This window comes from Kocuria sabuli (assembly GCF_040981185.1).
Lineage (GTDB): Bacteria > Actinomycetota > Actinomycetes > Actinomycetales > Micrococcaceae > Kocuria > Kocuria sabuli.
In genome coordinates this window covers 105,835-130,389 of sequence record NZ_JAVHZE010000001.1, presented here as the reverse complement: position 1 = coordinate 130,389, position 24,555 = coordinate 105,835, and the positions used below count along the sequence as shown (strand labels likewise).

The 24,555-nt window shown below is 72.8% G+C and carries 24 protein-coding genes, 4 tRNA genes and 1 other RNA gene; 18 read left to right on the top strand and 11 right to left on the bottom strand.

Features of this window, described 5'->3' with window-relative positions; genetic code table 11:
• Positions 1-47 precede the first annotated feature (47 nt).
• The 3 genes from epsC to msrA all read right to left on the bottom strand — a co-directional run bounded on the left by epsC (position 48) and on the right by msrA (position 2,452).
• A complete protein-coding gene (gene epsC, locus RE027_RS00590) occupies positions 48-632 on the bottom strand; it encodes a serine O-acetyltransferase EpsC (RefSeq protein WP_368806292.1) in 585 nt (194 codons plus the stop codon).
• A 178-nt stretch (positions 633-810) separates the two neighbouring features.
• The gene (gene cysK / locus RE027_RS00585) at positions 811-1,746 is read right to left on the bottom strand and encodes a cysteine synthase A (protein ID WP_368806291.1); all 936 of its coding nucleotides are present in this window, start codon (positions 1,744-1,746) and stop codon (positions 811-813) included.
• 127 nt (positions 1,747-1,873) lie between these two features.
• Positions 1,874-2,452 carry a peptide-methionine (S)-S-oxide reductase MsrA gene (msrA, locus tag RE027_RS00580; RefSeq protein WP_368806290.1) on the bottom strand — a complete coding sequence of 193 codons (579 nt, stop codon included), beginning with the start codon at positions 2,450-2,452 and terminating at the stop codon, positions 1,874-1,876.
• 91 nt (positions 2,453-2,543) lie between these two features.
• Between msrA and RE027_RS00575 the strand changes: the two genes are divergently transcribed.
• Positions 2,544-3,467 (top strand): Nif3-like dinuclear metal center hexameric protein, encoded by a 924-nt coding sequence (locus RE027_RS00575; RefSeq protein ID WP_368806289.1) that lies wholly within the window; start codon positions 2,544-2,546, stop codon positions 3,465-3,467.
• Entirely contained in the window at positions 3,464-4,198 is a 735-nt protein-coding gene (locus tag RE027_RS00570) for a zinc ribbon domain-containing protein (RefSeq protein WP_368806288.1), read from the top strand. The genes RE027_RS00575 and RE027_RS00570 overlap by 4 nt, the downstream gene beginning before the upstream one ends.
• Before the next feature lie 58 nt (positions 4,199-4,256).
• On the opposite strand, the gene rnpB is transcribed toward RE027_RS00570, so the two are convergent.
• Positions 4,257-4,649: RNase P RNA component class A (gene rnpB / locus RE027_RS00565), an RNA gene on the bottom strand.
• Positions 4,650-4,758: 109 nt separating this feature from the next.
• Here rnpB and RE027_RS00560 point away from each other — a divergent pair.
• Positions 4,759-5,532, top strand: a complete 774-nt coding sequence (locus RE027_RS00560) for a YaaA family protein (protein ID WP_368806287.1) — start codon at positions 4,759-4,761, stop codon at positions 5,530-5,532.
• A 16-nt stretch (positions 5,533-5,548) separates the two neighbouring features.
• On the opposite strand, the gene def is transcribed toward RE027_RS00560, so the two are convergent.
• The 3 genes from def to orn all read right to left on the bottom strand — a co-directional run bounded on the left by def (position 5,549) and on the right by orn (position 7,031).
• The gene (gene def, locus RE027_RS00555) at positions 5,549-6,121 is read right to left on the bottom strand and encodes a peptide deformylase (RefSeq protein ID WP_368806286.1); all 573 of its coding nucleotides are present in this window, start codon (positions 6,119-6,121) and stop codon (positions 5,549-5,551) included.
• A gap of 97 nt (positions 6,122-6,218) precedes the next feature.
• Positions 6,219-6,292 (bottom strand) — tRNA-His (locus RE027_RS00550).
• A gap of 121 nt (positions 6,293-6,413) precedes the next feature.
• Complete coding sequence (orn, locus tag RE027_RS00545; RefSeq protein WP_368806285.1) at positions 6,414-7,031, bottom strand: oligoribonuclease; 618 nt, start codon at positions 7,029-7,031, stop codon at positions 6,414-6,416.
• Positions 7,032-7,196: 165 nt separating this feature from the next.
• Here orn and mptB point away from each other — a divergent pair, with 165 nt between their 5' ends.
• The 6 genes from mptB (at position 7,197) to ettA (ending at position 12,984) form a co-directional block, all read left to right on the top strand.
• A complete protein-coding gene (mptB, locus tag RE027_RS00540) occupies positions 7,197-8,768 on the top strand; it encodes a polyprenol phosphomannose-dependent alpha 1,6 mannosyltransferase MptB (protein WP_368806284.1) in 1,572 nt (523 codons plus the stop codon).
• 69 nt (positions 8,769-8,837) lie between these two features.
• Positions 8,838-8,910, top strand: a tRNA-Arg gene (locus RE027_RS00535).
• A gap of 188 nt (positions 8,911-9,098) precedes the next feature.
• A complete protein-coding gene (locus RE027_RS00530) occupies positions 9,099-9,320 on the top strand; it encodes a hypothetical protein (RefSeq protein WP_368806283.1) in 222 nt (73 codons plus the stop codon).
• A 256-nt stretch (positions 9,321-9,576) separates the two neighbouring features.
• The gene (locus RE027_RS00525) at positions 9,577-10,011 is read left to right on the top strand and encodes an ester cyclase (RefSeq protein ID WP_368806282.1); all 435 of its coding nucleotides are present in this window, start codon (positions 9,577-9,579) and stop codon (positions 10,009-10,011) included.
• Between the two features lie 605 nt (positions 10,012-10,616).
• Positions 10,617-11,192, top strand: coding sequence for a single-stranded DNA-binding protein (locus RE027_RS00520; RefSeq protein ID WP_368806281.1), 576 nt, complete (start codon positions 10,617-10,619; stop codon positions 11,190-11,192).
• Between the two features lie 109 nt (positions 11,193-11,301).
• Positions 11,302-12,984 (top strand): energy-dependent translational throttle protein EttA, encoded by a 1,683-nt coding sequence (gene ettA, locus RE027_RS00515; RefSeq protein ID WP_368806280.1) that lies wholly within the window; start codon positions 11,302-11,304, stop codon positions 12,982-12,984.
• A gap of 153 nt (positions 12,985-13,137) precedes the next feature.
• Here ettA and RE027_RS00510 read toward each other — a convergent pair whose 3' ends face one another.
• Complete coding sequence (locus RE027_RS00510) at positions 13,138-14,028, bottom strand: acyl-CoA thioesterase (protein WP_368806279.1); 891 nt, start codon at positions 14,026-14,028, stop codon at positions 13,138-13,140.
• A 97-nt stretch (positions 14,029-14,125) separates the two neighbouring features.
• Here RE027_RS00510 and RE027_RS00505 point away from each other — a divergent pair, with 97 nt between their 5' ends.
• Together RE027_RS00505 and RE027_RS00500 are read left to right on the top strand one after the other, a co-directional pair.
• Positions 14,126-14,620, top strand: a complete 495-nt coding sequence (locus RE027_RS00505) for an acyl-CoA thioesterase (protein WP_368806278.1) — start codon at positions 14,126-14,128, stop codon at positions 14,618-14,620.
• Complete coding sequence (locus tag RE027_RS00500) at positions 14,617-15,306, top strand: DUF8185 domain-containing protein (protein WP_368806277.1); 690 nt, start codon at positions 14,617-14,619, stop codon at positions 15,304-15,306. Before RE027_RS00505 ends, RE027_RS00500 begins: the two co-directional genes overlap by 4 nt.
• Here the strand turns inward: RE027_RS00500 and RE027_RS00495 are convergent.
• Positions 15,290-15,700 carry a globin gene (locus tag RE027_RS00495; RefSeq protein ID WP_368806605.1) on the bottom strand — a complete coding sequence of 137 codons (411 nt, stop codon included), beginning with the start codon at positions 15,698-15,700 and terminating at the stop codon, positions 15,290-15,292. The two genes, RE027_RS00500 and RE027_RS00495, sit on opposite strands and share 17 nt — an antisense overlap.
• 134 nt (positions 15,701-15,834) lie before the next feature.
• On the bottom strand, positions 15,835-18,402 hold the full coding sequence (pepN, locus tag RE027_RS00490; RefSeq protein ID WP_368806276.1) for an aminopeptidase N: 2,568 nt from the start codon (positions 18,400-18,402) through the stop codon (positions 15,835-15,837).
• 206 nt (positions 18,403-18,608) lie between these two features.
• Between pepN and RE027_RS00485 the strand changes: the two genes are divergently transcribed.
• The 3 genes from RE027_RS00485 (at position 18,609) to RE027_RS00475 (ending at position 20,852) form a co-directional block, all read left to right on the top strand.
• A complete protein-coding gene (locus RE027_RS00485) occupies positions 18,609-19,130 on the top strand; it encodes a ribose-5-phosphate isomerase (RefSeq protein ID WP_368806275.1) in 522 nt (173 codons plus the stop codon).
• The gene (locus tag RE027_RS00480) at positions 19,131-20,021 is read left to right on the top strand and encodes an Fpg/Nei family DNA glycosylase (protein WP_368806274.1); all 891 of its coding nucleotides are present in this window, start codon (positions 19,131-19,133) and stop codon (positions 20,019-20,021) included. It begins immediately after the preceding gene.
• A 189-nt stretch (positions 20,022-20,210) separates the two neighbouring features.
• Positions 20,211-20,852: a class I SAM-dependent methyltransferase gene (locus tag RE027_RS00475; protein ID WP_368806273.1), complete on the top strand. Its 642-nt coding sequence runs from the start codon at positions 20,211-20,213 to the stop codon at positions 20,850-20,852.
• A gap of 86 nt (positions 20,853-20,938) precedes the next feature.
• Here RE027_RS00475 and RE027_RS00470 read toward each other — a convergent pair.
• Positions 20,939-21,009, bottom strand: a tRNA-Gly gene (locus RE027_RS00470).
• 212 nt (positions 21,010-21,221) lie between these two features.
• Between RE027_RS00470 and RE027_RS00465 the strand changes: the two genes are divergently transcribed.
• The 4 genes from RE027_RS00465 to RE027_RS00450 all read left to right on the top strand — a co-directional run bounded on the left by RE027_RS00465 (position 21,222) and on the right by RE027_RS00450 (position 24,433).
• Positions 21,222-21,294, top strand: a tRNA-Pro gene (locus RE027_RS00465).
• Positions 21,295-21,403: 109 nt separating this feature from the next.
• A complete protein-coding gene (gene tig / locus RE027_RS00460) occupies positions 21,404-22,828 on the top strand; it encodes a trigger factor (RefSeq protein WP_368806272.1) in 1,425 nt (474 codons plus the stop codon).
• 201 nt (positions 22,829-23,029) lie between these two features.
• Complete coding sequence (locus tag RE027_RS00455; protein ID WP_368806271.1) at positions 23,030-23,695, top strand: ATP-dependent Clp protease proteolytic subunit; 666 nt, start codon at positions 23,030-23,032, stop codon at positions 23,693-23,695.
• 60 nt (positions 23,696-23,755) lie between these two features.
• On the top strand, positions 23,756-24,433 hold the full coding sequence (locus RE027_RS00450; protein WP_368806270.1) for an ATP-dependent Clp protease proteolytic subunit: 678 nt from the start codon (positions 23,756-23,758) through the stop codon (positions 24,431-24,433).
• Positions 24,434-24,555 lie beyond the last annotated feature (122 nt).

The window sequence follows — 24,555 nt, the reverse complement described above, 5'->3', positions numbered from 1 at the left end:
CCCACCGTGGGGCGGTCCGGCCGGCGTCGTCCGGGCGGCGGGCGGGCTCAGATCCACATCGCGGGATCGATGTAGGTCGAGGGGTCCACCAGCGGCTGCTGCTTCTCCGGGGTGCGGGCCCGGACCTTGCCGGGGATCCCGGTCACGATGGAGTCCTCCGGCACGTCCTTGACCACCACGGCGTTGGCGCCGATCGCGGAGTCCGCCCCGATCTCCACGGGACCGAGCACCTTCGCCCCGGCCCCGATCACCACGCGGTCGCCCACGGTGGGGTGGCGCTTGACCCTCTCCAGGGAGCGGCCGCCGAGGGTCACCCCGTGGTAGATCATCACGTCCTCGCCGATCTCGGCGGTCTCCCCGATCACCACACCCATGCCGTGGTCGATGAAGAAGCGCCGTCCGACGACGGCGCCGGGGTGGATCTCCACGCCGGTGAGGAAGCGGCCGAACTGGGAGACCGAACGGGCCAGGAGCCGCCGGTCCGGGTGCTGCCACAGCCGGTGGGAGAGGCGGTGGATCCAGATCGCGTGCAGACCCGAGTAGTTGAGGGCGATCTCGAGCCGGGAGCGGGCGGCGGGATCGTGCGTGCGGGCCGTCTGCAGGTCCTCGGCGAGTCTGCTCCAGAAACTCACGGTCTTCCTCTGTTCTTCCGGGGATCGGTGGTCGGGTCCGTCGCGCCGAGCGGGGTGCTGCAGGGGCCGGTGCGGGTCGGTCCGGGGCGAACGGGAACGACCCGCCCACATCCGGGGGCAACGTCGCCGGGTGGCGGCGCTATTCCCGGGAGGGGGCGGGTCGTCGGGACGCGGCGGCTCAGCCGCGGATGTCCTCGTAGAGCAGGGTCGAGATGTAGCGCTCGCCGAAGTCGCACACGATCGCCACGATCAGCTTGTCGCGGTTCTCCTCCTTGGCGGCCTCCTGCAGGGCGGCCCACACGATGGCGCCCGAGGAGATCCCGCCGAGGATGCCCTCCTTGGTGCCCAGCTCGCGGGCCACGCGCACGGAGTCCTCGACGCTGACGTCGTAGACGTCGTCGTAGATCTGCCGGTCGAGGTTGTCCGGGACGAAGTTCGCGCCGAGGCCCTGGATCTTGTGCGGCCCGGCCTTGCCCTGGGTCAGCAGCGGGGAGTCGGCCGGCTCGACCACGAGCAGGCGGATGTCCGGCTTCTGCTCGCGCAGGTAGCGCCCCGCCCCGGTGATGGTCCCGCCGGTGCCCACGCCGGAGACGAACACGTCGATCTCGCCGTCGGTGTCCTCCCAGATCTCGGGGCCCGTGGTGGCGTAGTGGACCGCCGGGTTGGCCTCGTTGGCGAACTGCTTGGCCAGCACGGCGTTCTCCGTGGAGTCGACGATCTCCTGCGCCTTCTCGACCGCCCCGCGCATGCCCTCGGAGCCCGGGGTCAGCACGATCTGGGCGCCGTAGGCGCGCAGCATGACCCGGCGCTCCGTGGACATGGTCTCGGGCATGGTGAGGATCACCTTGTAGCCGCGGGCCGCGCCGACCATGGCCAGGGCGATGCCGGTGTTGCCGGAGGTGCCCTCGACGATCGTGCCGCCCGGCTTGAGCTGGCCGGACTTCTCCGCGGCGTCGATGATGGCCACGCCGATGCGGTCCTTGACGGAGTTGGCGGGGTTGTAGAACTCCAGCTTCACGGCGACGTTGCCGGGCAGGCCCTCGTCGAGCCGGTTCAGGCGGACGAGCGGGGTGCGGCCCACGATCTCGGTGACGTCGTTGTAGATCTTCGCCATGTGCGTACCTCGGTTTCTGCGTGGTCGGTTCTCTGTCGGATCTGGAACGTGCTCCAGGCCGCCGGGTCATGGGGGCACCCGCGGCGGCGCGGTCCTAGCTCAGCCTAGCCAGGCTCCGCAACTGCTACTACGCGGTAAGCCACGCGGAGTAACGTTGCCGGACCCTGGCCAGCTTGGGGTTGATGATCACCTGGCAGTAGCCGTTCCAGGGCTGGTTCGCGTAGAAGTCCTGGTGCTCCGGCTCGGCCTCCCAGAACGCGCCCAGCGGCTCGAGCGTCGTCACGATCGGCTGGTCCCACAGCGGCTGCGTCCGCTCGATGGCGCGCTCGAACAGCTCCTTCTGGGCGTCGTCGGCCCAGAACATCGCCGAGCGGTACTGGGTGCCGACGTCGTAGCCCTGCCGGTTGAGCGTGGTGGGGTCGTGCCCGGTGAAGAAGAGGTCGAGGATCACGTCCGGCGGGACCACCGAGGGGTCGAAGGTCACGGCGACGCCCTCGGCGTGCCCGGTGGTGCCCGAGCAGACCTCGTAGTAGGTCGGGTGGTCCGTGGTGCCACCGGTGTAGCCGGAGACCACGGAGGTGACGCCCCGCGTGATCCGGTACACGGTGTCCAGGCACCAGAAGCACCCGCCCGCGAGCACGAAGGTCACGGAGGCGGGGCGGTCGTCGGGATCGGGGCGTGCGTCGTCGTACTCGGGGAAGGCCATGCCCGGTACAACACCCGGGGGCCCGCAACATTCCCGCGGCCCCGGCCGGGCCCGTCCCCGGCCCGTGCGAGACGGCTCCTAGACTGGGCGCATGACCCCGCAGAGCACGTCCCCGCCCGGGCCCGCCCCCACGCTGTCGGAGGTGCTCGAGGCCGTCGAGCAGCTGTGGCCCCTGCGCCTCCAGGAGCCCTGGGACGCCAGCGGGCTCGTCACCGGGCGCCCGGACCAGCCCGTGCGCCGGATCCTCTTCGCGGTGGACCCCGTGGCCGACGTCGTGGCCGAGGCCGTGGCCTCCGGCACCGACCTGCTGATCACCCACCACCCGCTGCTGCTGCGCGGCGTCACCTCCGTGGCCGCCGACGGCTTCAAGGGCGCCGTGGTGCACGAGCTCATCGAGCACCGGTGCGCCCTGCTCGCCTGCCACACCAACGCGGACTCCGCCCCGGACGGGGTCTCGGACGCCGTGGCGCGCGCCGCCGGGCTCACGACGACGACGCCCCTGGCCCCGCACCCCGCCGACCCGGCCGTGGGCATCGGGCGGGTCGGGGACCTGCCGGAGCCGCTGCCCCTGGCCGAGCTGGCCCGCCGCCTCGCCGAGGCCGTCCCGGCGACCGCCCACGGGGTCCGCGTGGCCGGCGACCCCGGCACCCCGGTGCGGCGCGTCGCGGTGTGCGGGGGCGCGGGGGACTCGCTCCTGGACGAGGTGCGGGCCAGCGACGCCGACGTCTACGTCACCGCCGACCTGCGCCACCACCCGGCCTCCGAGGCCCGCGAGGCCGCCCTGGGCCCGGGCGCGGACGGAACCCCCTGCCTCGTGGACCTCTCCCACTTCGCCAGCGAGTGGCTGTGGCTGCCCGTGGGCGCGGCGGCGCTGCGCACCGCACTCGCGGCCCGCGGTCACGACGTGGAGGTCGAGGTCTCCGTCCGGCGCTCCGACCCGTGGGACTTCCGCATCGACCACCCCGTCCCCGACCGCCCCGTCCACGGCGCCCCGACCGCAGGAGGAACCGCATGAGCACCGCCACCCCCGAGCAGCAGCGAGCCCTCCTGGAGCTCGAGCGCGTCGACGCCCGGCTGCGCCGCATCGCCGCCCGGATCGCGGAGCTGAAGACCGATCCCGAGGTCGCCGCCGCGCTGCAGCTGCGGGCCCGGGCGATCGCGGCCGCCAAGGAGCTGGACGCCGGCGAGCAGGGGATCCGCGAGCGCCTGGCCGCGGCGGAGGAGAAGGTGGCCCGCGTCCAGGCCTCCATCGAGAAGGACCGGAAGCGGCTCGAGCAGGGCGGGTCCGCGAAGGACCTGATGGGCCTGCAGCACGAGATCGACACCCGCACCCGCCAGCTCGCCGAGGCGGAGGAGGCGGAGCTCGAGCTCATGCAGGAGCTCGACGACGCCGCCGCCCACCGCGCCCGCATCACGCCGCGGCTCAAGGAGGCGGACGCCGACGCCCGCTGGCGCGTGGCGGCCCGGGACGAGGAGGGAAGGATCCTCACGACGGAGCGCGAGGAGCTCGCGGCCACCCGTCCGGCCGCGGCGCAGGCCGTGGGCGCTCCCGCGCTGGTCGCCCGGTACGAGAGGATCCGCACCGGCCGCGGCACCGAGCGCCCGGCGGCCGCGGCGCTGCGCGGCACCGCGTGCGGGTCGTGCGGGACGGCGCTGAGCCCCACGGACGCCGCGGCGTTCCGGGCCGCGGGACCCGACGAGGTCCTGACCTGCCCCGAGTGCGGGGTGATCCTGGTCCGCGGCTGACGCCGGGCGCCACGCCGCAGCCGCCGGGGCGGCCCCGGCGCGCGGGGGAGAGTTTCGGGGGACAGGCCGGCCTGTAAGCCGGGTTCTGTGCACACGGCCGGTCGCCCGCACCGTGCTGGTGACCATCCATCTACGCCCACCGTTGCCGGTGGGCTCCAGCGGCCTACCCGGGTGCTCGGGCGAGCAGCCCTCGGGCGCACCCTGTCTGGCCTTGCTCCGGATGGGGTTTACCGAGCCGCGCCGGTCACCCGGCGCGCTGGTGGTCTCTTACACCACCTTTTCACCCTCACCCGCTGCCCGGACGGACCGGGGGCGGGCGGTCTGTTTTCTGTGGCACTTTCCTGCGGGTCTCCCCGAGTGGGCGTTACCCACCATCCTGCTCTGCGGAGCCCGGACTTTCCTCGCGCCCCGGACCCGTGGGTCCGGGGCCCGCGGTCACCCGGCCGACCTGTCCGCCGTCCATCCTACCCGCCGGGCACCCCGGCCCGGGCCGCCCCGGCCGGCCGCCGACGGCAGTGCCGGGGCGCCCGGACCCCGAGCGGGTCACTAGACTGCTGCGGGTGCTGATCCTGCTGCCGCCCTCCGAGACCAAGACCGCCCCCGGCTCCGGCGAGCCCGTCGACCCGGGGAGCCTCGCCTTCGCCGAGCTCACGTCCGCCCGCGAGCAGGTCCGCGCCGAGCTCGCGCGCACGAGCGCCCGCGCGGACGCCCTCGAGGCTCTGGGCGTGGGGGAGCGGCTGCGCGGGGAGGTCGAGCGCAACACCCGGCTCGAGACGGAGCCGGCGGCACCGGCGCTGAGCGTCTACACCGGGGTGCTCTACGACGCCCTGGACCCGGCCGGGCTCACGGCCGCGCAGCAGGAGGAGGCCGCGGCCTCGCTCGTCGTCGTCTCGGCCCTGTGGGGGGCCGTGCGGCCCACGGACCGGATCCCGGCCTACCGGCTGTCGATGGGGGCGCAGCTGCCCGGCCTGGGCAAGCTCGCGGCCCACTGGAAGCGCCACCTGCCCGCCGTGCTGGAGCCCGCGGCGGAGGACGGCCTCGTGGTGGACTGCCGCTCGGCGGCCTACGCCGCCGCCTGGCGCGCCCCGCGGCAGCGGACGGTGGGGGTGAAGGTCGTGCGGGAGCAGGCGGGGACGCGCACGGTCGTCTCGCACATGGCCAAGCACACCCGGGGGCTGCTCGCCCGCCACCTCGTCGAGCGCGCCGCGCACGGGGAGCGGCCCGCGACGCCGCAGGAGCTGCTCGCTGCGGCGGGCGAGCGCTGGCACGCGGAGCTGCGGGAGCCCACGGCCCGCTCGGCCGGTGAGCTCGTGCTCGTGCTGCCCGGGGACTGAGGCCGGCCCGCCCGGCTCAGTGGCCGAACGGGTCCTCGTCGACACCGGGCGTCCAGGCGTGGCCGTCCCGGCCCCAGCCCTCCGCCTTGACGGCCCGGCGGGCCTTCCTGGACCACTTGTCGTTGAGCCGGTCCAGGTAGAGCTTCCCGTCCAGGTGGTCGTACTCGTGCTGCATCACCCGCGCGAACCAGCCGTTGGCCTCGAAGGCCACCGGCTCGCCCGCGACGTCGAAGCCCGCCACTCGGACCCAGTCCGCCCGCTTGAGCGGCCAGCTGTAGCCCGGCACGGACAGGCAGCCCTCGGACTCCTCGTCCGGGTCCGGGGCGTCCTGGGAGACCTTGCCCACGGTCAGCACCGGGTTGACGAGCACCCCGCGCGGCGCGACGTCGTCGTCGTTGTCGAACGCGTAGGTGAAGATCCGCAGGCCCACACCGATCTGCGGCGCGGCCAGCCCCACGCCGTGGGCGGCGTCCATGGTCTCGTACATGTCCTCGACGAGGGCGCGCAGCTCGTCGTCGAACGCCGCCACCTTGCCGGCGGGACGGTGCAGGACGGGGTTGCCGGTGATCACCACGGGGCGGATGGCCATGACGCACTTCCTTCGACTTGCCGGGCTTCGCCCCTCACGGACGGGGGCGGGAACGACGAAAGGCCGTCCCGAGTCCTCGGGACGGCCTTTCACAGCGGGTGAGCGACGGGGGTTGAACCCGCGACCTCCTGGACCACAACCAGGCGCTCTGCCGAACTGAGCTACGCCCACCATGAACGCCCACCGGAAGACCGTGCTTCCGCTGGGCAACGCATACGAGTGTACCCCATTCCGGGCCCGCTCCGGACCACGACGCCGGGGACCGGAGCGGTGCGGGGGCGGGTCCCGCCGATCAGGCGCCGGTGCGGGAGGCGGCGATCTCGGCGGCGACGGCCTTCGCGGTCTCCGAGTCGGGCCCCGGCGCCGCGGCGAAGACGGCCCGGCGGTAGTAGCGCAGCTCGTCGATCGAGTCGCGGATGTCCCCCAGCGCCCGGTGGTTGCCCGTCTTCGGCGGGGCCTGGAAGTAGGCGCGCGGGAACCAGCGGCGGGAGAGCTCCTTGATGGTGGAGACGTCGATCACACGGTAGTGCAGGTGCTCCACGACCTGCGGCATGTCCCGGACCAGGAACGTGCGGTCGGTGCCCACGGAGTTCCCGCCCAGCGGGGCCTTGCCCGGCTCGGGCACCCACTGCCGGATGTAGGCGAGGACCTGCTCCTGGGCGTCCTCCATCGTCAGGCCGGAGGGCAGCTCGTCGAGCAGCTTGGACGCCGTGTGCATGTTCCGCACGAAGTCGCCCATCTGCGCCAGGGCCTCGTCGCTGGGCCGGATCACGACGTCGACGCCCTCGCCGAGGACGTTGAGCTCGTCGTCGGTCACGAGGGCCGCCACCTCGATGAGCGCGTCGTCCTCGGGGGACAGCCCCGTCATCTCGCAGTCGATCCATACAATGCGTCCGTTGGAAGTAGCCACCCGGACAATCTACCGTGCCCTCCCGACGCCGCACGGCGGACGACGTGCCCCGCGCCCGGTGCCGGGTTTCCTCCAGCCACCGGAGATAGGATCGGGGCGATCACGGGTCCGCGCTGCGCCCAGCGGCGGTGCCCGCCACCACCGGACGGGCGCATCGGGAGAGCAGTGCAGATCACTTCGAGGACGCCGGCGCCGGACGAGGGCGCCAGCGGCACCGAGCCGCTCGCGAGCCCCGACGTCTCCCGGTACGTGTCCGGCTCCCCGCTGCGGACCGTGCTCATGGGCACCCTGGGCTCGCTCATGCTGCTCGTCGGCTCCCTCGGGGTCGGCTGGCTCGCCTCGGTGTCCCCGCTGCGCCAGGCGCCGGTGATCATCGCCATGCGCTTCACCACCACGGGCGTCATCGTCTCCATCCTCCTGCTCGCCGTGGGCGGGATGCTCCTGATCCGTGAGTGGCTGCGGCTGGGGCAGAAGCTCAACCGGTGGGGGCCCGGCAGCGGGCGCTGGGTGCTCATCGCCATCGCGGCGTGGTCGGCGCCCATGCTGGTCACCATCCCCCTGTTCAGCCGGGACGTGTACTCCTACATCGGCCAGGGCCGGGTGATGGCCAACGGGCTCAACCCCTACGAGCACGGGGTCTCCACCATCGACAACTTCTTCCAGCTGGGCGCCGACCAGATGTGGTCGGAGTCCCCGCCGCCCTACGGGCCGCTGTTCCTGTGGCTCGAGCAGTTCGTGGTGGCCGTGACCGGGGCGGACCCGGACGCGGCCGTGCTGTGGTTCCGAGGGATGTGCGTGCTCTCCGTGCTCGCCTGCATGTGGCTGGTCCCGCGGCTCGCGCGGCTGCACGGGATCAACCCGGCCCGGGCCCTGTGGCTGAGCGTGGCCAACCCCCTGTTCCTCACCAACTTCATCGTCTCCGTGCACAACGACGCGATCATGATCGCCCTGGCCCTGGCCGGCACCTACGTGGCCGCCAAGCACCGCAACTGGAAGGGCGGACTGGCCGGCACGGCGCTCGTCACCCTCTCCGTGGCGATCAAGCCCATCACGCTCGTCTTCCTGCCGTTCATCGGCCTGCTCTGGGCCGGGAAGAACGCCTCGTGGCCGCGCCGCCTCGCCGTGTGGTTCCTCACTCTCGCCTACGCGCTTGGGCTGCTCGGGCTGATGGGCCTGATCAACGGGTTCGGCTTCGGCTGGGTCGCCGCGATGTCCACCCCGGGATCCGTCTCCATCTGGTACGCCCCCGTGGGCTTCGTGGGCGGGCTGGCGGCGACCCTGGCCGCGGCGGTGGGGGCCGACGAGGGCCAGTGGAAGGGCGCGGTGCACTCGATCGGCCAGGCCCTGGCCGTGCCGGTCATCCTGTGGCTGATGTTCCGGGGCCGCGACGAGCGGATCATCCGCCGGCTCACCTGGGCGTTCGCGGCCATCGTGCTGTTCTCCCCGATGATCCAGGCCTGGTACGTGGTGTGGCTCATCCCGCTGTTCGCGGTCACGGGCATCCGCAGCGACTGGCAGGTGGACATCCTGTTCTTCCTCACCGTCTTCTTCATGATCTACGCGGTCTCCGACCAGCTCGACGTCTTCCCGTACCTTGACCTCGACCTCAGCTCCGGCCGGCTGATCGCGGCGGTCGTCGCGCTGTCCTACGGCGTGTACCTGTGGTTCATCGATCCCGCGACCAGGCGCCTGTTCCGCGGCCGCTACCAGCCCCTCGTGCAGAGCGCCGTGATCTGAGGTCCCGTGCACCCGGCGGCGAGTTGGTAAACTCGTCTGCGGTGTCCGGGACGCGGTCCCGGACGGCCCGCCTCAGTAGCTCAGTGGATAGAGCAGGAGCCTTCTAATCTCTTGGTCGGGGGTTCGACTCCCTCCTGGGGCACAGTACGGATCCCCGCCGTTTTCGGGCCTCGCGGTCCGGGATGGCGGGGATCTCGTCCTTCCTGACGGACGCCGTGGCGGCACGCCGCATCCTCTGTGGCGGGACTCACCGCAGCCGCCGACGGCGATGCACCGGGGCGCCAGGTGTGACACGGTGAAAAGCGTGTGCCCATCGAGTGAGGAGCGTCCATGATCGACCGCCGTTTCGCCGTCTTCTGCGTGGGAGCAGTCCTCGTGGTGGTCGTCCTCCTGAGCGGCGCGACGCTGATCAGCTACATCGACGAACGGGACAGGGCCGCCTGCGACGACGCGGGCGGGGTGTTCCACGAGAACATCTGCATGGACCCCGAGGCCTTGATCAACGTCGACGGGTTCCTCGACCCGGACGTGTACGTCAACACGGACTGGTAGCGGCACCGCTCAGTCACCGCAGTTCCCGCGTCACCCTCCGAACTCCCCGGCCCCGGGCAAAGCGTCCGGGGCTTCTGGCCTGTGGCGTCAGCATCCCCGTTCCGGTCCGCCGTCGAAGGGCAGCGACGGCGATCCGGACCGTCACCGGCCGTCCCGGTCCGGGATCGGGACGGAGCGGCGGGGCGGCACACGCATCCAGGGAGGAGCGGTACACCCGCCCGTTGACCTGCTCCTGCCACCTGACTACTGTGCCGCCATGGATCCCACGACCGAGCACACGAGGGCCTTCATCCGGGAGTACATCCGGCGCGTCTGGGACGAGCAGGACCTGACCGCCCTGCAGGAGCTGCTCGACCCCGATCCCGCCGTCCAGGCCCAGGCGCGGGCTCATCTCGAGGAGCTGTTCAACGCCCTGAGCGACTTCGAGGTCACCGTCCACGACATGATCGTCGAGGGGCACCGGGTCGCCGTCCGGGGGTCGATCTCGGGACGCCACACGGGTGCGTTCGCGGGCGTCGCTCCCACAGGACGGCGCGTCTCCTACGACACCATCCGGATCTTCGACGTCCGTGGTGACCGTGTGGTGGGCACCTGGGCCATCCAGGACCGCCTCGGTCTGCTCCAGCAGCTCGGCGCGCTGCAGGATGTGCCGCCGGTCGACTGGGGCGGGAAGATCTCCCGCGAGCGCTGATGCTCCGGCGCCGAGCGCCCGGGCACGCACGGCCGGCCCGGGCGCTCTCCCCGTGCGGTCCCCGCTCCACAGCCGGGAACGGCGGGGGTTCCCCACGCCCGGGTCCGGGAATCCGCGCCCGCGACGGCGGAGGCCGCCGCGGGCGCGGATTCCCGGACCACCGGCGGAGATCCCGGCGCCGGTGCATCCACAGCCGTGCCCGCCCCGGTAGTAGGGGTGAGGGCGCCCGCGCAGGATGACATCCGGCGGACCACCGCCCGACCGCTGCGACGTTCCACGAGGTGAGCACGATGGCCCAGATCCGGCTCTGTCCCTGCGGGGCTCCGCCCGTCCACGGGCCGTGGTGCTGGGCCTGCGCCCAGGAGCAGCAGAGGCAGCACCGGCCGCTGGGCCTCATCACGTGGGGCACCGCTGACATCGACTGACGCACGCGGCCGGACGCCCCGGTCCGCACTGCACCGGTCCCGGGCCGCGGGCTCCGCGGCCCTTCTCCTCCACAACGGGGGCCCGGGCGCTGTTCCCCGGCCCGGCCGGAACGGACCCTGGGAGCACCCCGGCACCGGGGCCCGCCCCGGCCGAACGGCCGCTGTCCAGAGGAGTTCCCCATGACCGACCAGATCACCGTCCGTGGCTACGTGGCCACGGACCCCGAGTCCCGCAACCTGCCCGACGGTACCGTGGTGGTGACCTTCCGCCTGGCCTCCACCCCGCGCTGGTTCGACCAGCAGAGCTCCTCCTGGCGCGATGGGCACACGAACTGGCTCACGGTGCAGGCGTTCCGCGCGCTGGGGCTCAACGCGCTGGCGAGCATCAAGAAGGGCCAGCCGGTGGTGGTGGTCGGCAAGCTGAAGGTCAGGTTCTGGGAGGGCGAGCACGGGCGCAACACGGCCGTGGACGTGGACGCCGTCTCCATCGGGCATGACCTCGCCCTCGGCACGGCGTGCTTCCAGCGCACGATCACCTCCTCGTCGACCGCGGAGCAGACCGGGCACGAGGTGCCGTCCGGGGACGGAACGGCGCCGCCCGCTCCCGGGGACGCCACGGCCACCCCGGACGAGGTCGGCGAACCCGAGGAGGACGGTCCGCCGCTGCCCGAGGACGTCGACCCGGAGACCGGCGAGATCCGCGCCGGAGGGACCGCACCGGGCCGGCGCCCGCGCAGACAGCCGGCGAGCGCCTGAGCCGCCCGTCCGGGGCCACCCGGTGTCCCGCCCGGACCCGGACGGGACCCCTGCTGCCCCGCTCCGTCCCCGCCGACCGGCGGGGACGGAGCGGGGTAGCCTTGTGGGCATGGCGGAATTCATCTACACAATGTCCAAGGCCCGCAAGACCGTGGGCGACAAAGTCATCCTCGACGACGTCACCATGTCGTTCTATCCCGGCGCGAAGATCGGCGTCGTGGGTCCCAACGGAGCCGGCAAGTCCACCATCCTCAAGATCATGGCCGGGCTCGACCAGCCGTCCAACGGCGAGGCCCGGCTCAGCCCCGGCTACACCGTCGGCATCCTGCTGCAGGAGCCGCCGCTGAACGAGGAGAAGACCGTCCTCGGCAACGTGGAGGAGGGCGTCGGCGAGATCAAGGCCAAGGTCGACCGCTTCAATGAGATCTCCGAGGAGATGGCCCAGCCCGACGCCGACTTCGACGCCCTGATGGAGGAGATGGGCCGGCTCCAGGAGGACATCGACGCCGCCAACGCCTGGGACCTCGACTCCCAGCTGGAGCAGGCGATGGACGCCCTGCGCTGCCCGCCGCCGGACGCCGACGTCAAGGTCCTCTCCGGTGGCGAGCGCCGCCGCGTGGCCCTGTGCAAGCTGCTGCTGCAGAAGCCGGACCTGCTGCTGCTCGACGAGCCCACCAACCACCTCGACGCCGAGTCCGTGCTGTGGCTGGAGCAGCACCTGAAGGACTACCACGGCGCCGTGATGGCCGTGACCCACGACCGGTACTTCCTGGACCACGTGGCCGAGTGGATCTGCGAGGTCGACCGCGGCCGGCTCTACGGCTACGAGGGCAACTACTCGGCCTACCTCGAGACCAAGCGCGCCCGCATGGAGGTGCAGGGCAAGAAGGACGCCAAGCAGGCCAAGCGCCTGGCCGACGAGCTCGAGTGGGTCCGCTCCAACGCCAAGGGCCGCCAGGCGAAGTCCAAGGCCCGCCTGGCCCGCTACGAGGAGATGGCGGCGGAGGCCGAGAAGACCCGCAAGCTCGACTTCGAGGAGATCCAGATCCCGCCGGGCCCCCGCCTGGGCAACCTGGTGATCGAGGCCAAGGACCTGCAGAAGGGCTTCGGGGAGCGTTCCCTGATCAAGGAGCTGTCCTTCTCCCTGCCGCGCAACGGCATCGTGGGCGTCATCGGCCCCAACGGCGTCGGCAAGTCGACCCTGTTCAAGACCATCGTGGGCCTCGAGGAGCTGGACGGGGGCGAGCTGAAGATCGGCGACTCCGTCAAGATCTCCTACGTGGACCAGAACCGCGCGAACCTCGACCCCAACAAGTCGCTGTGGGAGGTCGTCTCGGACGGTCTCGACTACATCAACGTCGGCAACGTGGAGATGCCCTCCCGCGCCTACGTCTCCGCGTTCGGCTTCAAGGGCCCGGACCAGCAGAAGAAGGCCGGCATCCTCTCGGGCGGCGAGCGCAACCGGCTCAACCTGGCCCTGACCCTCAAGCAGGGCGGCAACCTGCTGCTGCTCGACGAGCCCACCAACGACCTCGACGTCGAGACCCTCGGCTCGCTCGAGAACGCGCTGCTGGAGTTCCCGGGCTGCGCCGTGGTCGTCTCCCACGACCGGTGGTTCCTCGACCGGGTCGCCACGCACATCCTCGCGTGGGAGGGCAGCGAGGACGAGCCGGACAACTGGTACTGGTTCGAGGGCAACTTCGAGGCCTACGAGACCAACAAGGTGGAGCGCCTCGGCGCCGACGCCGCGCGCCCGCACCGCGTCACCCACCGCCGCCTGACCCGCGACTGACCGGGCCGCGCCCGGTCCCGCCGACGCGGCGGAGGGGCCCGTCCGGCCGGAGAGAACTGATCCTTCCGGCCGGACGGGCCCCTCCGCCGTGGAGCAGCACCTATCTCGGGGAGGCACCGAGCACCGGCGGGCACCGGGTGCCCGCCGGTGCGGTCAGGAGAACTCCGGGAAGCGCATCATGCCCTCCTGGGCGGTCGTGGCGACGAGCCTGCCGTCCCGGGTGAACATCCGGCCCACGCCCAGCCCGCGGGCCGAGGACGCGTTGGGGGAGGACTGCACGTAGAGCAGCCACTCGTCGGCGCGCGCCTCCCGGTGCCACCACATCGCGTGGTCGAGGGAGGCCAGGTTCATGCCCGGCTCGATCCAGGTCTTGCCGTGCAGCCGCAGGATGGGCTCGAGCAGGGTGTAGTCGCTGGCGTAGGCCAGCGCGGCGCGGTGGACGTCGGGGTCGTCGGGCAGCGGCTTGAGCGTCTTGATCCACACCGCGTTGAACGGCTCACCGCGGGAGTCCGGCCGGAAGTAGATCGGCTCGGTGATGTAGCGCATGTCGAAGGGCCGTTCGTGGGCGATCGCCCGCGCCTCCGGCGCGTCGATGTGGCCCAGCAGCTCGACGGCGCTCGGCAGCGACTCGGGGTCCGGGAGGTTGCGGGGGGACTCGTCCTGGTGATCCAGGCCCCGGGCCGGCACCTGGAAGGAGGCGATGGCCGAGAGGATGGCCTGGCCCCCCTGATAGGCGTGCACGCGGCGGGCGGAGAACGAGCGGCCGTCGCGGATCCGCTCCACGCCGAAGGTGATGGGCTGCGCCACGTCCCCGGCGCGCAGGAAGTACGCGTGCAGGGAGTGGATGATCCGCTCCGGGTCCACGGTGCGCATGGCGGCCGTGGCGGCCTGCGCCAGGACCTGCCCGCCGTAGACCCGGCCGCGCGCGGGGGAGATGGAGTGGCCCACGTAGATGTCCTCGAGGGTGCGGGCGCCGCCGCCGTCGGCGAGGTCCAGCATGTCGAGCAGGGCCTGGGTGGGGTCCAGGATGGGGCTGTAGGTCATGGGGTTCACTCTAGCCAAGCCACCGCACCGGCCCCGGCGCCGTCCGGAGCCGGCGGCGCGGTGCCGGGGCGCGCCCGGGTGTGATGGGATGGGAGGCATGTCTTCGCTGCTGATCCCCATCCAGATGCGCTTCGGCGACATCGACAGCTACGGCCACGTGAACAACGTCACCGTGCTGCAGTACCTGGAGGACGCCCGCGTCCGGCTCATGGCCCGCCCGCTGCCCCAGGGCGCCGCGGCGGGGATCCCGGCAGGCGCGACGTTCCGCACGCTCGTGGGGGACCGGCAGACGGTGATCGGGCGCCAGGAGATCGAGTACTCGGAGCAGCTGCTGTACCGGCCCGACCCGGTGTTCGTGCGGGTGTGGGTCTCCTCCGTGGGCGGTTCCAGCTTCGTCCTCGACTACGCGGTGCAGGAGGAGGACGGCTCCCGGGTCTACGCCGTGGCGCAGACCGCCGTCGTGCAGATCGACCGGGGGACCGGCCGGCCGGTGCGCCTGGACGAGGCGCAGCGGGACCTCCTGGAGCAGTGGTCGGACGCCCCGACCCGCTTCGCCCGCCGGCCCGCACCCGCCGGGGTCCGGGGCCGATGAGCCGCTCGCTGCCGCTGACCGATCCGCGCGACGTCGCGGACCTGCAGACCTTCCTGTCCCGTGCCCGCGGTGTCGACCCGCAGGGCGCGGCGCGCTTCCAGGCGCGCGGGCGCGCCGTGGGCGTCTACGTGTGCGTGCTCGAGCCCCACGGGCTGCTGGACAGCACGCCCACGGTGCTGGGCCTGCGCACGGCCGCGCTGGCCCGGGAGCAGGTCCTCGACGTCACCGTCCCCCTCGGCGGGGTCCTCGACCGGATGCCCCGCCAGGGCCAGGACGAAGCCGAGGTGGGGCTGCCGCCGATGGACGCGACCGTCTCCTGGGCCGGCATCGCCCCGCCGCTGGGCGGGTGGACGCCGGTCGGCACCGTCGCCGGGGACGCGCTGCGCGAGACGGCCCGGGCCGGGATCGCCGAGGTCGCCCGCACGGTCCCCACGGACGCGGGTGCCGCCGTCGTGGACACCGTGCGCTCGCAGGTCTGGGGCCGCTCGTCCGGGTGGGCCGAACCCCTGGCGGGGCGGCTGAGCGGTGCCCCGCTGCCGGACGGGGCGGCGTTCGCCGCGTACTCGCTCGGCTTCCTCCGCCCCGGAGCCGAGGTCGCCGTGGCCGAGAACGGCCGCTGGGTGCGCCTGAGCACGCCCGGCGGGCACGTGCTCGCCAAGCGCGGAGGGCTCAGCCCGGCCGGTTGATCATGGCGTGGGCGGCGCGGTCGAAGTAGTCCCAGATGATCCCGTCGTGCAGCGGCGAGAGCTCCAGGGTGTCCAGGGCCGCGCGCATGTGCCGGAGCCAGGTCTCCCGCGCCCACACGTCCACGGGGAACGGCATGTGGCGCATCCGCAGCCGCGGGTGCCCGCGCTGCTCGGAGTAGGTGGTGGGCCCGCCCCAGTACTGCTCGAGGAACATCCGCAGCCGCTCCTCGGCGGGACCGAGGTCGTCGTCCGGGTACAGCGCCCGGAACCGCTCGTCCTCGGCCACCCGGGAGTAGAACTCGTGCACGAGCTTCACGAAGGTCTCGTGCCCGCCCACCTGGTTGTAGAACGACGACGACGTGCCCGCCTCGGCCTCCTGCCGCTCGTCCCCCACCTGCGGCACGGGCCGGCGGATCTGGGACAGCGGCGCCGCCACCGAGAACGACCGCGCCCCGGGCGGGGCCGCGGCGGCGGGGTCGGTGCGCGGGGCGTCCCCCGGCCCGGGCGCGGGTCGCTGCTGCTCGCCGCTCATGCCCGCGCTACCTCGTACTCGGCGTCCACGGCCTGGCCGCGGACCGCCCGGGCCGTCGCGTCGCGCTGCTCGAGCACGAGCCGGCGCAGCCCGTGCAGGTCCTCGGGCAGCCCGGCCAGGAACGCGTCCGTGGCGTCGACCGTCTCCTGGGCCGGGATGTTGGGGTACATCCCCACGGCGATCTGCTGGGCGAGCTCGTGGGTGCGGGTGCGCCACAGCTCGGGGATCGCCGCGAAGTACCGCTCGGCCCAGGGCGCCAGCAGGGAGGTGTCGGCGGCCGTGCGGAAGCCGTCGATCGCCGCGTCCTGGATCGAGTTGGGCTGCGTGCCCTCGACCATGATCTGCTGCCACGCCCGGGCCTTGGCCTCGGCCGTGGGGATCGCCGCGCGGGCGCGGGCGGCGGCGATGGCGCCGTTCTCGGTGTTGTCCTCGGCCAGCATCGCGTCCACCGCCTCGTCCCCGAGGCGCCCGCCGGCGCACAGGGCGGTGAGCACGGCCCAGCGCAGGTCGGTGTCCAGGGCCAGGCCCTCCAGGGACCGCCGTCCGCCGAGCAGCTGCTCGAGGACGTCGAGCTGCGCGTCCGTGCGGGCGTGCCGGGCGAAGGCCTTGAGGAACTGCAGCTGCTGGTCGGAACCGGGCGCGGCCTCCTCGGTGAGCTGCCACAGCCGGTCGCCGGCGTCGTGCTGCACGGCCTCGCGGACCGGCTCGGCCACGTAGCCCTCGAGCACCGTGTCCAGTTGGCCCAGCTGGACCTGGATGCCGGTGGAGTCCGTCTCGTGGGCGATGTTGCCGAGCACCAGCTCCACGTAGCGGCGGGCCGGGGTCTCGCCGTCGTGCACGCCGTCCCACACGGAGGCCTGGACGAGGGCGCGGGGCAGGGTCCGCTCGAAGTTCTTCAGGTGCGTGAGCGCGGTGTCCAGGGAGCACTCGTCCAGGCGGATCTTGGCGTAGGCCAGGTCGTCGTCGTTGAGCAGGACGAGGTCCGGCAGCTCCCGGCCGACCAGCTCGGCCACCTCGGTCACCGGCCCGTCGACGTCGAGCTCCACCCGGTGGGTGCGCACGAGCTTGCCCTGCCCGTCGTCGTGGTCGTAGAAGCCGACCGCCAGCCGGTGCGGGCGCAGGGTCGGGTGCTCCGCGGGGGCGGTCTGCTCGATCCGGAAGGAGCGGATGACCCCGTCCGCGTCGGTCTCCAGCACCGGGGTCAGGGTGTTCACCCCGGCGGTCTCCAGCCACAGCGCGGACCACTGCTCGAGGTCCCGGCCGCTGGCCTCCTCGAGCCGGACCATGAGGTCGCGCAGCTCGGTGTTGCCCCACGCGTGCTCGCGGAAGTACCGGTTGAGCCCGGCCATGAACTGCTCCTGGCCCACCCACGCCACCAGCTGCTTGAGCACCGAGGCGCCCTTGGCGTAGGTGATGCCGTCGAAGTTCACCAGCACGTCCTCGAGGTCCCGGATCTCGGCCTTGATGGGGTGCGTGGTGGGCAGCTGGTCCTGCTCGTAGCCCCAGGACTTCTCCCCGGCGGCGAACGTGGTCCACGCGTCCGTGTAGCGGGTGTTCTCCGCCGCCGCGAGGGTGGACATGAACTCCGCGAAGGACTCGTTGAGCCACAGGTCGTTCCACCAGCGCATGGTCACGAAGTCCCCGAACCACATGTGCGCCAGCTCGTGCAGGATCGTGATGGCCCGCCGCTCCACGCGCGCCTGCGTGGGCCGGGAGCGGAAGACGTAGAGCTCCACGAAGGTCACCGCGCCGGCGTTCTCCATGGCCCCGGCGTTGAACTGGGGGACGAAGAGCTGGTCGTACTTCTCGAACGGGTACGGCATGCCGAACTGCGCCTCGAAGAACTCGAAGCCCTGCTTGGTGATGCCGAACATCTCCTCCGCCTCGACGTGCTCCATGAGCGAGCGCCGGGCGTACAGGCCCAGGGGGACCGTGCGGCCGTCGGCGCTGGTGAGCTCGTCGTGCACGGAGGCGTAGGGCCCGGCGATCAGGGCCGTGACGTAGCAGGGCACCACGGGGGTGGGGGGGAAGGACCAGGTGGCCGCGCCGGCCCCGGCGAGCACCGGCTCCGGGGTGGGCTGGGTCGAGACCACGGTCCAGTGCGCGGGGGCCGTGACCGTGAACGCGAAGCGCGCCTTGAGGTCGGGCTGCTCGAACACGGCGAACATCCGGCGGGTGTCGGCCACCTCGAACTGGGTGTAGAGGTAGACCTCGTCGTCGACCGGGTCCACGAACCGGTGCAGGCCCTCGCCGGTGTTCATGTACCGGCAGTCCGCGTCGACCGTCAGCACGTTCTCGTCCTGCAGGGCGGGCAACAGGATCCGCACCCCGTCGGAGACCTCGGCGGGGTCGAGCTCCGTCCCGTTGAGCACCACGGAGTGCACCGCGTCGGTGATCGCGTCGATGAAGCTCGAGGCCCCCGGGACGGCCCGGAAGCGCACCGTGGTCGTCGAGCGGAAGATGCGCTCGCCGCGGGTGAGGTCGAGGACCACCTCGTAGGCGTCCACGGCCACGGTCTCGGCCCGGGCGGCCGCCTCCTGGCGGGTCAGGTTCGTTCCGGGCACTTGAGTGCCGTCCTCTCGTCGGGGTCAGGGGGGCGCCCGCGGCCGGCGGGCCGCGGGGATTCCGTCCATTATGTCAGCCGGGTCCGCCACCCCGGGGGAGGGGGACCCGTGCGCCAGCCACTACGCTGGAGGGCGGCCGGTCCGCGCCCGTGGGACGGCCGGCACGATCCCGCCCCGTTCCCGCGAATCCCAGGAGCACGCCGCCCATGCGCGTCCACATCGCCACCGACCACGCCGGTCTGGAGCTCTCCCGCTACCTGGTCGAGGAGCTCGTCGCCGCCGGCTACGACCTCGTCGACCACGGCCCCGCCGAGTACGACGCCCTCGACGACTACCCCGCCTTCTGCATCAGCGCCGCGCGCGCCGTCCGGGAGGACCGGGACACGGGCCTGGACTCCCTGGGCATCGTCCTGGGCGGGTCGGGCAACGGGGAGCAGATGGCCGCCAACAAGGTCCGCGGCATCCGCGCCGCCCTCGCCTGGAACCTGGACACCGCCCGGCTCGCCCGCCAGCACAACGACGCCCAGGTCGTGGCCGTCGGCGGGCGCCAGCACCCGAAGGAGGAGGCCCTCGAGATCGTCAAGGCCTTCCTCGCGGAGCCCTTCTCCGGCGACGAGCGCCACGCGCGGCGCATCGGCCAGATCGCCGAGTACGAGGCCACGGACACCGTCGCGGGCCGGCTCGACGAGGTGCGCCCGCGCGAGTTCCCCGCCGCCCGGGAGGCCTGAGTGCCGGAGGGCCACTCGGTCCACCGCCTCGCCCGCCAGTTCGCCGACTGCTTCGTGGGCCAGGCCCTGTCCGTGAGCTCCCCGCAGGGCCGGTTCGCGGAGGGCGCGGCGGCGCTGGACAGTGCCGTCCTCGAAGGCGCCCGCGCACACGGCAAGCAGCTGTTCCTCGACTTCGCCGGTGACCGGGTGCTGCGCTCGCACCTCGGCCTCTACGGGGCGTGGAGCTTCGGCGGCACGGAGCGGTTCCGCGGCGCCTCCTCGATCGGCGCCCCGCGGCGGATCGGGGAGCGGGAGGCCGGCGACGACGGCGCCGCTCCCACCGGCCCGCTGCGCCCGCCCGCGCCGGTGGGGGCCGTGCGCGTGCGCCTGGTCGGCGACGAGGGGTGGGCCGACCTGCGCGGGCCCACGCTGTGCGTGCTCGAGACCCGCGCGGAGGCCGAGGCCGCCCGGGCCCGGCTGGGCCCCGACCCGCTGGACCCCGGCGCCGACCCCGCGCCGTTCGTGGCCGCCGTGCGGCGCAGCCGCCGCCCGGTGGGCGCCCTGCTGATGGACCAGGCCGTGCTGGCGGGGGTGGGCAACATCTTCCGGGCCGAGTCGCTGTTCCGGCGCCGGCTCGACCCCCTGCTGCCCGGCCGGGCGCTGGGGGAGCCCGCCCTGCAGGAGCTGTGGGCCGAGAACGTGGCCCTGATGCGCACCGGCGCCCGGCTCGGCCGGATCGTCACCACCGACCCCGCCGACCGCCCCGGGGTGGACGAGACCGCGGCGTGGCCCGAGCACGCGCACTACGTCTACCAGCGCGCCGGGCTCCCGTGCCGACGGTGCGGGAGCCCGGTGGCCGCCGCCGAGCTGGCGGGCCGCGGGCTGTACTGGTGCCCCGCCTGCCAGGCCTGAGCCGAGGACCCGCCCCGCGGCGCCGTACCGGCTGCCCCCGCCCGCCGCGGCCGGTGCCGACGGGTCGTCGGCCCGGTCGCCGAGCGGGCCGTGCGTGCCCGGCGGTGCCGACCCCCCGGTCCGACCGGCGGTGACCGCCCCGCGCGCTGTCCCGGGGTCCGGGGCCCCGCCCGGGGTTATCCTCGTGCCATGTCCGGCTGCTGCGGTTCCGCGAGCTACACGAGCGTGTTCGGGCCCCGGCTGGCCCGCGGGCTCGCCGCGCGGTACCGCCGGCGCGGCCCGGACCGGGCCACCCGTCGCGTCCTCGCGGTCCTCGACGCCCAGGGGCTCGAGGGGGCCAGCGTGCTCGAGATCGGCGGCGGCGTGGGGGAGCTCCAGCTGGAGCTGCTGCGCCGCGGCGCCGCCCGCACGACCAACCTGGAGCTGGTGGACTCCTACGAGGCCGAGGCCGCCGCGCTCGCCGCGGCGGCCGGGACGGGCGGGCGCACCGTGCGCCGGCAGCTCGACATCGCCGCCGACCCCGGGGCCGTGGCGGTCCACGACGTGGTCGTCCTGCACCGGGTCGTGTGCTGCTACCCCGACCACGCGCGGCTGCTCGCGGCGGCCGCCGACCACGCCGGGCGGGTCCTGGTGTTCAGCTTCCCGCCCCGGACCCCGGTGAGTCGCGCGCTCCTCGCCCTGGTCAACGGGTTCTACCGGGTGATCGGCAGCTCCTTCCGCAACTACGCGCACCCGCCCGAGGCCATGCTCGAGGTGCTGCGCGCCCGCGGGCTGCGTCCCGTCCACGCCTGCCACGGCCGGTTCTGGCGGGTCGCCGGCCTGGTCCGCTGAGCCGCGCCGCGCCCCGGCGCTGTGCCGCTCCGCCCCGGCAACGACGAACGCCCCGGTCCGAGGGACCGGGGCGAACGGGTGTGCGGAGGGGATGACGGGAATCGAACCCGCGTAATCAGTTTGGAAGACTGAGGCTCTACCATTGAGCTACATCCCCGGCGCCCGTGCGTCACGGGCCTTTCCATTAACCGGCCCGGCGCGCGCGGTGTCAAATCCCGGGCCGCACCGGTCCGGTCGTCCGGCCCGCGGAAGACGCCGGACACGGTCCCCGGCGGGCCGAGGTGCGGGCCCGTCCGCCCAGCCGGTAGACTCGCCGGTGGTCCGTGCCCGAGCACGGACCGCAGTCGTTGCAGCCGAGGCTGCAGGTACCGGGGCGTAGCGTAGTGGCTAGCGCGCCTGCTTTGGGAGCAGGAGATCGCAGGTTCGAGTCCTGTCGCCCCGACGTTGGAGCGGCTGCCCGGCCCCGCCGGGCGGCCGCCTCTCCGACTGTCCCGGGCCGGAGAACGGCCCCAGAACACCCACCCGACCTACCACTCAGGAGTGCAGCGGAAGTGAAGAGCGCCGTCGAGAAACTCAACCCGACCCAGGTCAAGATCGTCGTGGACGTCCCGTTCGCGGAACTCAAGCCGTTCATCGACGAGACCTACAAGTCTCTCGCGAACCAGATCCAGGTCCCCGGCTTCCGCCGCGGCAAGGTCCCGTCCCGGCTGATCGAGCAGCGCGTGGGCTTCGACTTCGTCGTCGAGAACGCGCTCAACGAGGGTCTGAACACCTTCTTCCAGCAGGCCCTGGCCGAGAACGAGATCACGCCCCTGACGCAGCCGCAGGTCGAGGTGGTAGCCAAGCCGGACGAGTCGAACCGCGAGGCCGACACCAAGGTCGAGATCGACGTGGCCGTGCGCCCCGAGATCGAGCTGCCCGACTACAAGGGCCTCGAGGTCGAGGTGGAAGCCCGCCAGGCCTCCGCCGAGGACGAGCAGGAGGCCCTCGACGAGCTGCGCGGGCGCTTCGGCACCCTCAAGGCCGTGGACCGCCCGGCCGCCGAGGGCGACTTCGTCACCCTCGACCTGCAGGCCCTGGTCGACGGTCAGGAGGTCGACTCCGCCAACGACCTGTCCTACCAGGTGGGCGCCGGCACCATGCTCGAGGGCATGGACGAGGCCGTCACCGGTCTGTCCGCGGACGAGGACGCCACCTTCGAGACCACGCTCGCCGGCGGCGAGTACAGCGGCGCGCAGGCGACCGTCAAGGTCAAGGTCACCGCCGTGAAGGAGCGCGAGCTGCCCGAGGCCGACGACGAGTTCGCCCAGCTGGCCTCCGAGTTCGACACCATCGAGGAGCTCAAGGAGGACCTGAAGAAGCAGGCCGCAGAGGGCACCGTCGTCGAGCAGGGCATCGAGGCCCGCGACAAGGTCCTGGAGAAGCTGCTCGCGCTGGTCGAGATCCCCGTGCCGCAGGCCGTGATCGACGAGCAGATCGCCCAGCACTTCGACAACCCGCAGGCCGAGGCGGACCACGACTCCCCGGAGCACCGGGCCGAGGTCCAGAAGAACGCCGAGGACGCCTTCCGCAACGAGATCGTGCTGGACGCGGTCGCGGAGGCCGAGGAGGTCGGCGTCGAGCAGTCCGAGCTGATCGACTACATCGTCAACATGTCCCAGCAGTACGGCATGGACCCGAACCAGTTCGCGCAGCTGCTGGACTCCTCCGGGCAGGCCGGGCTGATGGTGGGCGAGGTGCGCCGCCGCAAGGCGCTGGCCAAGGTCCTGGAGTACGCGACGGTCACCGACACCGAGGGCAACCCGGTGGACCTCTCCGAGTTCGTGCGCCCGCAGGGCGAGGAGCCGGCCGGCGAGGAGATCGCCCCCGAGGAGACCACCGCGGCCCCGACCCCCGGCACCGACGAGGAGTCGGCGGACGCGGCCGAGTCCCCGGAGCCGGCCGAGTCGGAGGACTCCGCGGACTCCGTCAAGTGAGTTCCTGAGCCCTGGCCGAAGGCGCCGTCGTTCCTCCCGGAGCGGCGGCGCCTTCGCCGTCGGCGGACCGGTCGGCGGACCGGTCGGCGGCCACCATGCGCCATCAGCGAACAACCCCGGGGTGCGCCCGTGCCGGTCCGGAGCGGGCACTAGTGTTCTGTTCAGATCACCGGACCACACGGACGAAAGAGGCACCGTTCCATGACCTCCGCTCACGAGTCGCCGTTCGGCTCGCACCACGCAACCTCCACCGGCCCGCGCCTGCAGGGCGGCGGCCCCCAGGGCGGCCAGGACGACTACGTCTACAACCGGCTGCTCAAGGAGCGCATCATCTGGCTGGGCTCCGAGGTCCGCGACGACAACGCGAACCTCATCTGCTCGCAGATGCTGCTGCTCTCCGCCGAGGACCCGCAGGCCGACATCTTCCTGTACATCAACTCCCCGGGCGGCTCCGTCACGGCGGGCATGGCGATCTACGACACCATGCAGCTCATCCCGAACGACGTCGTGACCGTGGCCACCGGTCTGGCGGCGTCGATGGGCCAGTTCCTGCTCTCCTCCGGCACCAAGGGCAAGCGCTACGCGACCCCCAACGCCCGGATCCTCATGCACCAGCCCTCCGGCGGCATGGGCGGCACCGCCTCGGACATCCGGGTGCAGGCCGAGCTCATCCTCTCGATGAAGCAGCGCCTGGCGGAGCTCACCGCCGAGCAGACCGGCCAGACCCTGGAGACCATCCTCCGCGACAACGACCGGGACAACTGGTTCGACGCCCAGCGGGCCCTGGACTACGGCTTCTTCGACCGCATCGCCAGCTCGGCCGGGTCCATGACCGGCGGCGGCGGCACCATGAAGGACCAGGAGTAGGACCTCGGCGGTCCCGTCCCACGACCAGGCAAGCACTCCAGACTCTCGAGGATCTCAACGATGACCTACACCTACGGACCTTCGTCCACGGCCGGTTCCGCGGCCGCCCTGCCCACCAGCCGCTACGTGCTCCCCGACTTCGAGGAGCGCACCCCCTACGGGTACCGGCGGCAGAACCCCTACACCAAGCTCTTCGAGGACCGGATCATCTTCCTGGGCGTGCAGGTCGACGACGCCTCGGCGGACGACGTCATGGCCCAGCTGCTGGTGCTCGAGGCGCAGGACGCCGACCGGGACATCACGATGTACATCAACTCCCCGGGTGGCTCGTTCACCGCGATGACCGCGATCTACGACACCATGCAGTTCATCCGCCCGGAGGTCCAGACGGTCTGCCTCGGGCAGGCGGCGTCCGCGGCGGCCGTGCTGCTGGCCGGCGGCACCCCGGGCAAGCGACTGGCCCTGCCGAACGCCCGCGTGCTGATCCACCAGCCGGCGATGTCCGGCCAGGGCGGCGGGCAGGCCTCCGACATCGAGATCCAGGCCAACGAGATCATGCGCATGCGCGAGTGGCTCGAGGAGACCCTGGCCCTGCACTCCGGCAAGACCGCCGAGGAGGTCAACCGCGACATCGAGCGCGACAAGATCCTCACCGCGGCGGCGGCAAGGGACTACGGGATCGTGGACCACGTCCTGGAGTCCCGCAAGATCCACAAGCCCGCGACCGTCACGGTCTGACGCGCGGCGGCACGCCCCGCCGGACCCCGGTGCGCCACGACCCGACCGGTCGCGGCGCACCGGGGCGTCCCGGTGTTGGGGCGCCGCCCGGTCCTCGCCTATCCTGGACCTGGATCCCCGTA